A 14,704-nucleotide genomic window follows, 5' to 3' on the forward strand; every position below is an offset into this window, starting at 1 on the left:
GGCCAGGCTACGCAGGCTCATGCCTTGCGCCATCGGGCTGCCACATAATGCTGACAATCGCTACCGAGGAAATCGGTAAAAAATATCGGAAGGAGTGGATTTTTCGGCGGGTAGACCTAACGCTCCGTGCCGGAGAGAGCTACACGTTTGTGGGGCCAAACGGCAGTGGAAAGTCGACGCTGCTCCAGTTGCTGGCCGGAAACCTGCCCGCTACCGAGGGAAATCTCATCTATTCGGACAACAACACGCGCATCGATCCCGACAACTGGTTTCGGCAGGTGAGCATTGCCGCTCCCTACGTTGAACTGGTGGAAGAATTGACGCTGGATGAACTGCTGACATTTCACCAGACGTTCAAGCCATTCAAAAATAAACTCACTCCCGAAGCAGTTGCCGAGCGGTTGCTGTTAACGCAGGCCCGGCACAAAGAGATAAAGTACTTCTCGTCGGGGATGAAGCAGCGCGTAAAGCTCGGGCTGGCTTTCTTCTCAAGCTCACCCATCGTCATTCTCGACGAACCCACTTCCAACCTTGATCGGCAGGGCGCTGCCTGGTATCACGAACAGGTACGCCAACTCGATACCAATCAGCTTCTCCTCATTGGCTCCAATCAACCCGAAGAGTACGATTTCTGCCCCAATGTACTGGATGTAATGCAGTGGAAAGTGCGGTAAAAAGCTGTGCCGCCCGGTTTGAAAACCAGACGGCACGATTCAATCTTTGAAAAGAAACGTTTTTAGAAGGCTTCGGCGAGCTGCTCTTCCTCAATGCTCACCGGAGAATCATACAGTTTCCGCATCAGAAAGCCGTGTTCGATCAGGAAAGACAGATTGAACTTGCGCACCATGCCATGGTTAGGCAGCACCGGGCTTTCGACGTGGTCAATTACATAGTTGGGAAAGTACGATGAAACATCGCGGGGCGAAATGCTGAAAGGAGGAGAAGGTAACGTTGGAGCGTACTCAACCGTGTTCAGGAATGTCAGGGCACCCACCGGTGTCAACGCTTCGAGGGTTTGCAGGTAGCGCATCCGCATGGCATCGGGTAAGGCCACGAGCGAAGCCCGGTCGTAAACGACATCGATCGGCCCAAGATCGTCGGGTGTCAGGGAGAAAAGGTCACAGCAGAAAATAGTGATGTTTCCTGCGATGTACCGGTTCCCAACGCGTTTGTAAGCTAATTGATTTTCAGAAAAGAACTGGAGAACGGCCTTCTCAACAAGTTCGACTCCTACAACCCGGTTGGCGAAGTGACTGAAGTAGATCAGGTCAACACTTTTGCCGCACAAGGGAACGAATACGGACTTGCCTTCGAGTGAGAACGGTGGGAGGTGTTTGATCAGGTAAGGATGAATGTCTTTGCGGTGAAAGCTGGTGTAAGGACCTTCTAATTCCCAGGAGTTCATCCAGAATGCTTTTTCCATGACGTAAAGAGGAGAGGGTTTTGCGTAGTTTGATGCGACAAAGTTCTCTTCTCTTTCGCCTGGTTTTTAGCGCGGATGTACGGATTCTGTAAATGCCGTATATTCCCGTAAATCAGTGTGATACGTAGGGGAAACTACGCAGGTGTCGTCCTTTATCCCTCCGCCCGCAGTACATCCAGCGGTGGCCTGACCAGCACTTCCCGGCTGTTAAAAACGCCGATCACTACCGTAAGTAAGGTAACCGTGAGGGTGACCACAAGTAATGGGAGAGCACTCGGCTGATAAGGGACTTCGAAGACGAACCGGGCCAGACTCCAGGTGCTTACCAGCGAAAGTAAAATACCCGAAAGCGCGGCCAGTAATCCTAATAACCCATATTCCAGCGCCGTAATCCGTAGAATCTGCCCACGGCTTGCCCCGAGCGTCCGCAGCAGCACACTCTCCCGGAGCCGCTGGTATTTACTGATAACGACTGAACTGGCCAGCACCAGCAGACCCGTCAGAATGCTGAACAGGGCCATAAATTGAATAACAAACGAAATCTGTCCCAGAATCTCATCGACGGTTTTCAGGATTAGGCCAAGGTCGATGGCCGAAACATTCGGGAAGTTATTGACCAACGCACGTTGGAGTACAGCTGAAGTCTGGTTGTCTGGTACGCGGGTCATCAGCACATGAAACTGCGGTGCCTGCTCCAGCACACCCGAGGGGAAGACGACCAGGAAGTTGGTTTGCACCCGGTTCCACTCTACCTCACGCGTGCCGCCAACAATCGTTTGGATGGGTGCACCCTGCACATTGAAGTTGAGCGTATCGCCCAGTTTAAGGTGCATCCGATCCAGAAAACCATTCTCTATCGATACATAAACAGCGCCGTTTTCCTGATAAGGCGCTTTTCCCGAAATCAGCTTCTCCGACGAAATGAGCGTATCCCGGTACGTAACCCGGTACTCGCGGGTGAACGCCCAACTAGGTGTTTTGGCGGTCGTGTCTTTGACATTCTTCCGAACAGCGCTGGTGGTACCGTTAATATCGTTCAGACGCATGGTTACGACCGGCACTTCCTGCAAAATGGGCAGCTTCTGTTTCGTTACCAGCGACCGAATACCCGCAATCTGCGTATTCTGAATATCGAACAGCACCATATTGGGTTGTTTCCCGCTGGCCGATAGCTCCACCCGGCCCAGTAACAGACCCTGGGTGAGGTAAAGTGTCGCAATCAGAAAGGCGCCTAAACCGATGGATGTGACAAGGATAAGCGTCTGGTTGTTAGGTCGGTATAGATTGGCTAAACTTTGTCGCCAGACGTAGCTCCACGAGGCCGGAAAGAATTTACGCACCAGCCAGATGAGCCCCAGACCAAGCAGGGTCAAAATGCCAAAAGCAACCGCCAGACCACCCGTAAAGCTTACCGCCAGCATAAAATTTCTGGTTTGCAGATACGCAAAACCAACTATGAACCCAAGCACAAGCAGGTAAACCAGCCACCGGAATGGGTCACGGTTGCTCAGGTCAGCTTCGTACGAACTCCGCAGTGTTCGGAGGGGCGACACGTTGCGAATGGCCAGCAGAGGAAGCAGCGAGAAGAGTACCGAGATGAGCACCCCCGTACCAATGCCGCCCAATATGGCTGAAGCTGACAAGGTCGTTTCGACCGTTATGGGCAGGAAGTTGCTGAATACACGGGGGAGCACCAACTGGATAACCGATCCGGCCAATGCACCAATAACCGCGCCAAGAAGGCCCATAAGGGCTGTCTGGATGAGGTAGATCAGGAATGCCTGCCGTCCGCTGGCACCGAGTGTTCGCAGAATAGCCACCGATGTTACCTTCTCTTTCACGTATAACTGAACGGCGCTGGCTACGCCCACGCAGCCCAGCAACAGCGCTACAAACGCAACCAGACTCAGGTATTTGGTGAGGTCGGCGAAGGAGCGGCCGGTTTGTTTCTTGCGTCCCTCAACGGTATCGTAGCTAATGCCTTCTTTATCGAGCCGGGCCGAGATGGTTTTAACGTATTTCTCAACATCTGTGCCGGGCGCAAATTGGTAATAATATTTGTAGGCTACCCGACTGCCGCGCTGTAACAGACCGGTATTGGCCAGAAACTGGTTAGGAATGAATACGGTGGGCGCAACGGTAGCCGCGATAGCCGCCTGTCCCGGTGTTTTTGTGACCCGCCCCGCAATCAGGAATGATACATTACCCACCCGGACGGAATCGCCGGGCTGGGCACCCAACTGGACCAGCAGCCCATCATCAACCAGCGCTACCCGGCTGGCTGCCTGCCTGAATGTTTGGATAGCCGACGCGGGCTGTACCTCCCAGGTTCCGTAATAGGGGAAATTTCCTTCCAGCCCTTTCACCTGCGCCAGTCTGACGCCCCCCGTTTTGGTGACAGACACGAGCGAGGCAAACGAAACTTCGTAAGCACGGTCGCGGCCCAGTGTCTTGGCCACTTTGGTCATTTTTTGGGATGGCGGTCGGCTCCAGGAGAAGGTTAAATCGGCACCGAGCAACTCGCGGGCCTGATCGTCAATACTACGGGCGAGGTTATCGCCGAACGAGTTGATGGCCACCAAAGCCGCAATGCCCAGCACAATGGCCGACATGAACAGAAGTAGCCGCTGTCGGCTCCGGCGGCTATCGCGCCAGGCCATTCGAAAAAGCCAGGAGGTATTCATAATTTTCTATTAGTGAATGCTAGAAGTAAGCATGAAAAGTTTATCATTAAGATAAATACTTGATGCTGCACTCGCTCATTCTGTCACTCGCTCATTCACTAATTCTTCGACGACCGTGCCGCCTTTTATCCGGATAACCCGCTGTGTGCGGGCGGCCAGTTCCATGTCGTGCGTAACCAGAACGAGGGTTGTTCCGGCTTCCCGATTGAGTTCAAAGAGCAGATCGACAACGGTGGCGCTGGTATCAGCGTCGAGGTTACCCGTGGGTTCGTCGGCAAAAAGTAGTTTGGGTCGATTGGCAAAAGCACGGGCCAGCGATACCCGCTGCTGCTCGCCCCCCGACAGTTGGGTAGGGTAGTGGTGTCCGCGCTTGCCCAGTCCTACGCGCTCCAGCAAGGCCTGCGCGGCTTTGAATGCTCCTTTTTCTCCACGCAGCTCAAGTGGAACCATTACATTTTCGAGTGCGGTAAGCGTGGGCAGCAACTGAAAGTTCTGGAAAATAAAGCCAACGTACTGGTTGCGGATAGCTGCCCGCTGGTCTTCGTTAAGTGTATCCAGTCGAACATCATTCAGATAAACGCTACCCGATGAAGATCGGTCTAAACCCGCGCATAAACCAAGTAAGGTCGTTTTACCACTGCCCGATGGGCCAACGATGGAGAAGGTATCGCCGGGTTCGAGCGTGAAGTTGACGCCGTGAAGTACGGTTAAATCCTGACCCCCACTCGAATAGGTTTTCGTTAGATTTTCGACGCGAAGAATACTCATGGAACAAAAAAGGGTTGTTGCGACTTTTTGATGAACGCGCATTGGCTCACCACGCTATGTTCATTAATTAACTCGTAGTAAAACAATGAAGTTCTGCATGAATAGTAAAACGCTCCATTCTGTGATAAACGGGTTGCTGCTGGTCTTAACGGTCTGGGGTTGTGGCTCATCCGATACAAAATCGAACGATAACACCGTAAATGCCCCGGCACAGGAGGCTAAGGAAAAGTTGGGGACTCCCGCTAAAAAACAAACCGTCCTGTTTTATGGCAACAGCCTGACGGCTGGCTATGGGGTAGAACCATCGCAGGCGTTTCCGGCTTTGATCGGTAAAAAAATCGACTCGCTCGGCCTGAATTATACGGTTGTCAATGCTGGATTGAGTGGCGAAACGACCGCCGGGGGTAAAAGCCGGATTGGCTGGGTACTGCGCCAGCCGGTAGCCGTCTTCGTGCTCGAACTGGGTGGTAACGACGGGCTGCGTGGTCTCCCGCTGGCCGACACCCGTAAAAATCTACAGGCTATTATGGATACGGTACGGTTAAAGAGCCCCCAGGCGACGATTGTACTTGCTGGTATGCAGATTCCACCCAATATGGGTACGAGTTATGCCAAAGAGTTTCGGGGGTTATTCAAGGAGCTTACCGATCAGAATAAAGCCGTTTTGATTCCTTTCCTGCTCGAAAATGTGGGCGGTATCCCCAAATTAAACCAACCCGACGGTATCCATCCGACACCCGCCGGTCACAAGATTGTGGCCAATAACGTCTGGAAAGTTATCCGGCCCGTGTTGAAGTGAGGTGGAGCAGGTGTAACGTGAATAATGGGCGAGTCTTGAGTTAAATAGTTAAAAGACAGAAGGTTTATTTATAAGATTTTTGCCATCCTGGCGGCTTGGTCTTGGCGTCGGGATGACAAAGACGAGTTTTTTTTCAGTCCTTAACTAACCATTATTCACGTTAGGTGTAATAAATGAAGTGAGTAAACTAGTGCAGTAGGTAGACCAGAGTCCATTACTCCACTAGTTTACTCACTTCAATCAATCCACTCACCCCACCACTCAACTAAAACGGGTAGCCTACGCCTATATTAAAGACCAGGTTTTCCTTTCGCCAGGTTGGACTGCCGAAAGCCATCTTGTCAATGACCCATTCGCTGCCTTCTGTTTGATAGGGCTTTCGGAGGGGAGCCGCTACGTCGAGCCGCACCAGGAAGTAGGATAAGTCGATTCGGATACCGACGCCCGCCCCAACGGCGATCTGCTTATAAAATGTGCTGGTAAAGAGGGCTTCGGGGCCGAACGTTGTTGCATCGGAGTACGACCATACATTCCCGGCATCGACAAACACAGCTCCTTCAATGTATTTAGTGAACTTGGCCCGTATTTCCGTATTGGCTTCCAGACGAATATCACCACCGCCATCCTGAAACAGGGGCAGGTTGCGGATGGTGTCGCGGGTGAACAAGCCGGGCCCGATAGCTCTTGGCCGAAAAGCCCGGATGCTGTTACTGCCCCCAACGAAGTACTGTTTGGTAAACGGCAGTGACCGGTCCTTAGAGTTACCATACGTAAATCCCGCGCCCGCAAACAGGCGGTTAGCCCAGGTTATTTTTGGGGTTAGCTTACGATACAGTCGACCATCTACATCGAGTCGAATGAACTGGGCATAGGGAACACCAAAAATGCCGCTACGATCATCGTTTTCCAGCGGCTTTTTGAAGAAAAGACTCGCCAGATTGCCTGCTGCTTCTGCGTTGGCGGTTATCCGGAACGAGGTTGGTGAGAGAGACCGGACAGGCGAGTTAAAATTGAACGAATAGATCGAGCTTAAAATCAGCTGATCCGACATATAGACTGTATTGATGTACTGTCGTTTGATGATATCCGGGGTATTCGCGTCTTCCAGAATTTCACGAACCCGAGGCTTGACCTGGCTTAAAGGAACATAAACGTAATTGACGTTGAAAGGCTGAAAAACGTGCTCTAACTGCTGGCTTTGCCGCCAGGCGTAGCCGAACGTTGTTTGTGCAGAGTTGATACGGTACAAGTCTCCCCGGATAATGGTCTGATAACCAACGGTAACGTTTGTTTTCGGTAAAGCCTGCCGCTGGTCGTACTTGAACCGGTAAGGCGAAACGAGCCGGGGAAAGCTTAACGTAGCATCGGCACCGAATCGGTAATTGGTAATGCCTTCTCCGGCCGCTGCCACCTGAAATTCAATACCGGCGTTGGCATTGATGGTTAGCAGTTCGGCCCGGCGCAGGGCGTTCCGATTGCGCCAGCTTAAGATGAGCTGTGTACCGTTGAAGTTGTTGGAGCGCGAGGTACCATCCAGCTCGGCCCGCACCGACTTTGCCGGGGATGGGGTCAGGTAATAGTGAACATCCAGCACAGCGGTGTCGCCTTGCTGATCGGGCTCAAAGCGGTTACGGACAAATTTGAATGCGCCTACGTTAATGAATCGGGAGAGGGTCAAATCCTGCATCCGGCTATTATAACGTTGGCCCGGCCGCACGGTAACAATGTCCCGAAACAATTTATCGTCGAATCGGCGGGTAGAGTCGATTATCCGAAACTGCTCGTTCGTCTGGAAAGCCTGCCGCCGGTTGGTGTCGTTTCGGGCTGTCGACAGATTGTAATTGGAGTAGATAAATACATCACGAATGTAGTAGGGAACTCCTGCGGCTTCGGGCATTTCGGGTTTAATGGCGAAATACAATTTGGTGCGGTGCCGCGCCGTATCATTATCCGCGATGACGGCGATGTAGTCGGGAAGGAAATAGTAGAAGCCGCGCTGCTTGATAAACTGGCTGATTCGTTCGCGCTCCAGCTTGATATTCTCAAATAGGTACGGGCTTCCTTTTTTGATGACCGTTCGCCGGGCCGAGGCCAGTAGTGCTTTCCGAACGGGCGTAGAGTCGACCAGAAAACCAGTGGAGTCGATGATAAACCGTTCTTTCACGTCAACATCGTAAACGCCCCGTGCTTTGTACCCATCTTCAACCAGTTTACCCGTAGCATCGGAGCCGAAATAACCCTGGTTTTGTAAGGTAGCTTTGAAAACGGGAATGTTCGACGAAATCGCTTTGGCACTGGCCAGCACGGGTTCCTGACCAAACTTCCGGCGAAACCAAGCCCGGAAGCCGTTGGGTTTGCGGGGTTCGCCAAACAGGTAATAAAATCCTACTTTATACGGGTAGCCGAACAACTGTTTGTTGGGCCGGGGCCTTGCCTGTTCTTCCAACTGCACTTTCAACCCAGCCTGTTCCGTTGACGAGATCGTTGAGTCGGCATGAATGTTAACATCCGTGCCCATGTACAACCGGTCATTGGCAGGCAAGTGTTTGGCTATGTTACACGCACTGAGTAGCCAGATAGAAACCGGCACTACGAACACAACATACGGCACACGGACGGTGGCCTTTGCTCGTCTGGGCAATGGGATAAGGGTATGTAAACTAATTTTTAATGTCGATAAGAACGTCATAACGGATTAATTCAGCGATGCACCGGGCGACGACCGCCGAAAAATTTCGGACAGTGTGTTAAAATCCATCGAGATAATGAACCCAACCCCCGTTTCAATAATGTAGCCATCCAGTACGGCCTGGTAATCGTTGCGACGGTATGCCCGTAATACGTAGCGGCCGTCGCGGGTAATGTTGTAATTAGCCGATACGTTGTCGAAAACCTGATTCTGACTGGGGACAGCCGCATTGGCCGAGTTATCCAGCACAAAGTTTTTACCCACCGAAACCGTTACACGCCCGGCCAGAAAGCTTTTCGAGAGGCCCACGTTCAGGTCGGTTCGGCTGCCGTTTGTTGTGCCGCCTGTGTTGGCGCTACCTGCTTGCGAGAGTAAGTTGAAGTCGACATCGAAACCTTTAAGCACACCCGACGCCAACCTGCCCAGCTGATCCGAAATAAGTTTACTAACGCTGCTCCGGGCAATGTTCTCGGCCTGGGTATTAAGCCCGCCATTATCTGATCCCGAGAAGAAGTCAGACGAATTCTCAGGTAGAAAACGGTTAAGTATCAACAGCGCAAATACCTGTTTGTTAACTTGCGCCGGGTCCTGACGGAGCGTTCGAAGCTTTGTTTCAATGCTCGTGGCCAGAGAATTGTCCGATCCTGCGCTATTGCCCTCTATTTCCGGAGACCGAATGTCGAAACTGAGTTTGGGGGCCGCCAGATTGTCGCTGATGGTTAAGTCGACCTCAAATGGAAGTTTGCGTTTGAGAGATGCCGCATCAATAGTGCTCGACTCACTACCGATCAGGTCTGACGGAGGAGCCGATACCTTATAAATGGCCGTCATATTAATATCGGCTTTGAGCGGATCGCCGGTGAAGTTGATGTAGCCGCCTTTCTGAAGTTCAAACTGCCGTTTCAGCACCTGGTAGGTAAGGGAGTATTCACCCTCGGTCACTTCGTACCGACCCAATACAGTCACTTCACCCGAAGCCGTAACGCCTACGTTGAGCCGGGCATTGCCCCGTGCACGGAGGTAATCGCCGTTCAGCTCATCCACCACAATCGTTAACTCCGATTTCTCGTCGGCTTCCAGATCGACCGATATGGTGGAGTTGCTTAATTGCTCAAAGGCCAGTCGTGGCCCCAGGGTATCCTGTTTCGGCTTGTACAAGTATTTGACCAGCGCCAGCGAATCGCTGTGGTTGATGAAGGTCACAATCTCGTTGGCCTCGTTGGCGCCGGCAGCTTCATCGGGCAGCACCATAGAAATTTTACTGCCGTCTTCCAGCCGGACGGTTCCGTTGACAGACGCATTGGTGCCCGTTCCTTTGATGCGGAGGTCGGTAGTAACGGCGGCCTGTCCATAGGCGTAATCGTTATCTTTCCGGCTCGCGTTAAGTACCTGGAAATGGTCGGCCCGAACGCGCAGGTTATACGCGGCATCGGGCAGGTTTTTGAGCACAACGGTACCGTCGGTCGTTAGCGTACGGCCCTGTTCATCGCGCAGATCAAAGCCGCTCAGGGTGATGGTCTGCCCGGAAAAAGCTAGTTTCTCATTATCGATATTATAGGTCGCGTTGAGTTGCTTGATGTTGAAGCCAACGGAATCGAAGGCGACGCTTCCGTTCATCTGCGGGTTATCGACTGCCCCGGCAACGGTGAATTCACCTGTAAGCTGCCCCTTGGCCTGGCGCAGTTCACCAAAGCTGAAGGCTTCGATGGTACGGGCGTCCAGTCGATTTAACTTGATGGCCAGCTCCAGTGCTTGTTTGGCATTGTCAGGATTGTAGAATCCGGTAACGGTCGCGTCATTGTAAGGTCCCGCCAAAACGGTATTCACACCAATACGTCCGTCGCTATCGTTGCGGAAACGGGCTGTGAGGTTGCCAATGGGCTTGCTCATGACTTTGAGACTGTCGACGTAAACAGAACCTGTAAAGGCCAGTTTAGAATCCTGGCTCATGTAGTCGCGAACAATCACGGTTCCGTTGAGTTGTCCGCTTGCCAGTGTAGTATCCTGATTGGCCAGCCGGGCCAGATTCCCTAGTTCAATGGCGCGGGCGGTAACACGTATGGGTGCATTAGCGTATTGCTCCGTACTGCTGATTTCCAGCGATTGCTGGTCGGTTTCTATGTGTAGCCGGTTTATTAGTACGCCATCGCTGCCATATTGGGCAAAGCCGGACGTATCGGTTTGCCAGCGCTGGTAGTTCGTGAGCAACCCATTGGGCGCAAACTGGAACCGGTAGGTGGAGTCGATCACGCTGAGTGTTCCCGCCAGTCCGTGCAGATCCTGATTGATAGAGTCTTTGTTAATAACCGAGAATCGGAAGCGGTTATTAGCCGCAATCCCGTTGATGTCTGTTTGCCGAATGGTAATGCCATCGTACAATACGCCATCGATGCGCCCATCTACTTTTAACTGGTTGCCGATCCCCCGTATGGCCAGCGTACTTCCCTGCAAGGTGGTCGTGTCGTACACAACCACACCGGTGCGCAGCGTGGCCGATAAGGTCGTGTCGCGCGTGTTGTCCAGATAGGCGTTGAACCGGACGGTGTCCATTCGGGTCAGTGCCGGGACAAAGGCCTGCAGCAACGGATTCTGGTACGCTTTCATTGCCAGCGTAAAGGCATGAGGGGGCGGAATTCGCTTGTAGGTCAGTGAGGGCAGGGCAATGTACTGGCTGATCTCTCCGGCAATTATGTCGTACAGTTGTGCGTATTCGAACTGGCCATTCAGGCGAAGCTGAGCACCCGGAAGCCGGGCTACCACGTTTTTGGTCTTGCCATCGACGGCTAGTTTGGCATAGAGCGAATCGACAGGGTAGCTTTTGCCGTCCAGACTAATGACTGCATCACTCGCCGAAATGGTACCCACGGGTTTGGCCGGGTCGGTGGAGGTCATATCCAGGTTGATCTTCCCTTTCAGCGAGAGCGGGTCTTTGTACAGTTTTAGTTGCTGAAGGTTCAGTTCGTTAATGACCGTCTGTCCCGCTACGCTTGGAAAATCGCCTTTTAAACTGGCTTTGATGTCGAGTGCCAGATTGGCGTTCGGGTCTTTGAGGGCACCCACTAAGTTTAAGTTACCATTCGCCAGCCGACCCTCGGCGTCGAGGTTCTGATAGCGATAGCCGTTCAGCTCGGCCGATTGAACGGCCAGATCGAAGCGGGTGGTCAGCGTATTTACGTCGATACCGCGCCCATCGACCGTAGCCCGTCCGGTGATTTTTCCAACCGTACCCGATTGCTTGAGCCATTTGCCCGCATCGAAATCGTTCAGGTTCAGGGTGCCTTTATACGTCTGGTTTTTACCCGCCACAAATCCGGCAAGCCGACCATCGAATCCGGCGGTGCCCCAGGCGGTGTTCAGTTTGGCATCCAGAACGAGGTCGTTTAGTGCGCCTTTAAGTTTACCCGTCAGTTTGAAGGATGGCGGTAAAGCAATGGATGAAGGAATGGTCCCTTTAGGCACCAGTTTGTTGATGTCGGCCAGGTTCGTCGTAGCATCTTGAATCGCCATGTCGACACCTATGCGGTTGGGGTCCGTTACGTTGGTTAACCGGCCACTGGCGCGAATTCTGGTTCCGGAAAGCATATCGAATTCCAGACGGGGCAGGTTCAATGCAGCCAGTGTACCCGTTGCCAGGGCGTTGGCCCGGAATACTCCCCCACGATTCCCCGCAAAAGGCGGTGTGTCGGCCAGAAAGGGTGCCAGTTGAAGGACATCCTCCACCGACAATCGGCTTTGGCGCAGATTTACCCGAACGGCTACTCGTTTCGCAAAACGGGGGTCTGTCAGTTGCCCAAGCGAGTCGTACCGGAGCACCAGCTGATCCCGCAGCAAACTCGTTGGCGTTTGTACGTAAAGTTTGGTGATCGTGGTTGTGGTGTCGGTGTATAGAATATTACCTTCCAATTGCTGCAGCACGAACCCGCTGGTAGCCCGGAAGCGGCCGTTTCTCAGTTGGCCGCTGATTTTCTGCCCACGCTTACCCAGATCCCGATAGACCAGGAATCGGCCGTCGATACCCAGGTTCTGCAAATCGAGATGGCTGTAGTCGAGGCCCGTTTTCTGCCGGGGGGCCGTTTCGTCGTCGTACCGGATTCGGTTATTGGTAAAGCGGACGTTGGTTAGCTTCGCCTGCCAGCCGGGCGTTACTGCCGAAGCGGGTGTTGGCGGGGTTACCGTTGCCTTTTTTGTTGGTTTTGTTAGGGTAGCGGCCACATCGGCATTGGCCAGATCGAGAGATTTGATACCTATTTTTTCGCCGTCCAGGTAAAAATAATCCGATTCCATGGCCAGTCGCTCGGCGCTGCCTTTGGTTTTAAAGTCGGCGGTTTCTACGCGGATATCCCACTTAGCCCGGTTGATTTGCCATTTACCCAGCGCAATGTCGAGGGTGTCGCCGGGTTTGGCGGGCGCACCGGGTGGCGTGGGCAAGCCCTCGTACAAGCGGGTATACACGTCAAGTCTATTTACCGCTACATTCGACAAATGGTATTTCGAGGTGTTTACGTCCGTGGCGCTAAAGCCAGCCCGCAGGCTATCCATGTAGGCATTGACATCGGCTCCGGTAACGTCGTCTTTATACTTGATCCGCACATCTTTCAGTGCAATGCCGGTTAGGTTAATGGCCATCGGAGTCGACACCGTGTCGGAAGGCTCCGGAGCTGCGCCTGTGTCGAATGCATCAAGAATATACTGGAAATTAAAAGCCGTATCGGGTAGTGTTCGGCTGATATTCAGTCGGATATGCTCAAGCTCTACCTGATTGATGGCAACGCGGTTGTTAAGCAAACCCCACATGTCGAGGTCGACGCGCATACGGCCTCCGTTGAGGAGAGTGTCTCCTTTGGGCGTTTTGAAGAAAACATCTTCCAGTTCAATCCAGTCGGGAATGGAGTAGTGGATGCGCCCAATATGAAAGGGCGACTGAAGTTTTTGGGCGAGATAGGAGTTTACCTGTCGGGTTACCTGTTGCTGTCCCCAGGGCGTTGTGGCAATAATAACCACAAATCCTGCCAGTAACAGCACGATAGCAAGTAAACCAAGTAGTATTCGGACAAACAATTTCGACACAAGACGCTGAGTTTTGGCAGGTAACTAACCGGTTTAGGATCGAATCAGATTACTAATTGCTGCAAGTATAACGAGCCGGATGTAAATATGTTACCATCTCGTTTTAACACAACCAAATGTCCATAAATATCTTTTATTTATGAAATTGTATAATACCTGTCTGTGAATTCACCAGCACCTGTTAATCGGAGTCTCCTGCATTCAGTATAACTATACGAAGCTAACCCTTGTTTTGTTGCTAATGTCCCATTTGGCGGCATTTTACCAACTGTCCAACTTACCCGCCTTTTGTCCGGTGCTGCGTTCTTTCTTGAACAAGTTGTTGCAGACCTGAAGGACAGGGGGTAATTTTGGCTTTCACCTTTGTTCAACTATGAGCGATCTTTTTACTGCTGAATCCATCATCAGCCTGCTTACCCTGACATTCCTCGAAATTGTTTTGGGTATCGACAACATCATCTTCATTTCAATTGCGGCTAATAAGCTTGCCCGAAATGATCAGCCCAAAGCACGAAACATCGGCTTAATATTGGCTATGGCTTTCCGGTTGGCGCTGCTAATGGGTATTTCATTCGTTATCTCGCTTAGCAAACCTTTCACGCACATCGACGCCGGCTGGTTCAAAGCGGCTCTGACCGGACAAAGTCTAATTTTATTTGCGGGTGGATTGTTCCTGCTCTACAAAGCTACGTCCGAAATTCACCACAAGTTAGAAGGGGGCGAAGAGGAAGAGATTGAGGGAGGAGCGGTTAAAGGGAAAGCAACGGTTTCCAGCGTCGTGACCCAAATTGCCATTACCAATATTGTCTTTTCTATCGACTCCATCCTGACAGCCATTGGCCTCACCCAGAACGTAACGATCATGATGATCGCCGTGGTGCTGTCGGTAGTTATTATGATGTTTTTTGCCGGCCCCGTCGGCTCGTTCGTCAATGAGCACCCAACTATACAAATGCTGGGATTAGCCTTTCTGATCATGATCGGGTTTATGCTCGTGGCCGAAGGAGCTCACTTATCCGAGGTCGTCATCTTCAACCAGGAAGTGGGCGTTGTCCCGAAAGGGTATTTATACTTCGCCATTGCCTTCTCGCTACTGGTCGAATTCCTGAATATCCGGTTACGCAAAACGCAGCAGCCTGTAAAACTGCGCGGCTACGAAGGCCGACCCGACCGCGACGGAATGATTTAATCTGGCTTTGTAAAGTACGTGGTACCGTATCGTTTACGGTACCGCGCCACTTACTTCACAAAATCACCACGTTCACTTACCCCAC

8 protein-coding genes are annotated in these 14,704 nt (G+C 52.2%); 3 read left to right on the top strand and 5 right to left on the bottom strand.

The features are described from left to right. The first annotated feature begins 47 nt into the window (after positions 1 to 47). Positions 48 to 674 carry an ABC transporter ATP-binding protein gene (locus ACYVJM_RS14190; RefSeq protein WP_461148890.1) on the top strand — a complete coding sequence of 209 codons (627 nt, stop codon included), beginning with the start codon at positions 48 to 50 and terminating at the stop codon, positions 672 to 674. Between the two features lie 62 nt (positions 675 to 736). On the opposite strand, the gene ACYVJM_RS14195 is transcribed toward ACYVJM_RS14190, so the two are convergent. The 3 genes from ACYVJM_RS14195 to ACYVJM_RS14205 all read right to left on the bottom strand — a co-directional run bounded on the left by ACYVJM_RS14195 (position 737) and on the right by ACYVJM_RS14205 (position 4,875). Then, positions 737 to 1,423, bottom strand: coding sequence for a thiopurine S-methyltransferase (locus ACYVJM_RS14195; protein WP_461148891.1), 687 nt, complete (start codon positions 1,421 to 1,423; stop codon positions 737 to 739). Positions 1,424 to 1,575: 152 nt separating this feature from the next. Next, positions 1,576 to 4,083, bottom strand: coding sequence for an ABC transporter permease (locus ACYVJM_RS14200; RefSeq protein ID WP_461149224.1), 2,508 nt, complete (start codon positions 4,081 to 4,083; stop codon positions 1,576 to 1,578). Positions 4,084 to 4,182: 99 nt separating this feature from the next. Beyond that, the gene (locus tag ACYVJM_RS14205) at positions 4,183 to 4,875 is read right to left on the bottom strand and encodes an ABC transporter ATP-binding protein (protein ID WP_461148892.1); all 693 of its coding nucleotides are present in this window, start codon (positions 4,873 to 4,875) and stop codon (positions 4,183 to 4,185) included. A gap of 85 nt (positions 4,876 to 4,960) precedes the next feature. Between ACYVJM_RS14205 and ACYVJM_RS14210 the strand changes: the two genes are divergently transcribed. Continuing rightward, the gene (locus ACYVJM_RS14210) at positions 4,961 to 5,674 is read left to right on the top strand and encodes an arylesterase (RefSeq protein WP_461148893.1); all 714 of its coding nucleotides are present in this window, start codon (positions 4,961 to 4,963) and stop codon (positions 5,672 to 5,674) included. A gap of 265 nt (positions 5,675 to 5,939) precedes the next feature. Here ACYVJM_RS14210 and tamL read toward each other — a convergent pair whose 3' ends face one another. Together tamL and ACYVJM_RS14220 are read right to left on the bottom strand one after the other, a co-directional pair. Continuing rightward, entirely contained in the window at positions 5,940 to 8,363 is a 2,424-nt protein-coding gene (gene tamL, locus ACYVJM_RS14215; protein WP_461148894.1) for a translocation and assembly module lipoprotein TamL, read from the bottom strand. 6 nt (positions 8,364 to 8,369) lie between these two features. Beyond that, positions 8,370 to 13,430: a translocation/assembly module TamB domain-containing protein gene (locus tag ACYVJM_RS14220; RefSeq protein WP_461148895.1), complete on the bottom strand. Its 5,061-nt coding sequence runs from the start codon at positions 13,428 to 13,430 to the stop codon at positions 8,370 to 8,372. A gap of 373 nt (positions 13,431 to 13,803) precedes the next feature. Here ACYVJM_RS14220 and ACYVJM_RS14225 point away from each other — a divergent pair, with 373 nt between their 5' ends. Continuing rightward, complete coding sequence (locus ACYVJM_RS14225; protein ID WP_461148896.1) at positions 13,804 to 14,619, top strand: TerC family protein; 816 nt, start codon at positions 13,804 to 13,806, stop codon at positions 14,617 to 14,619. The last annotated feature ends 85 nt before the right edge of the window (positions 14,620 to 14,704 follow it).

It is taken from the genome of Spirosoma pulveris, from assembly GCF_054781875.1.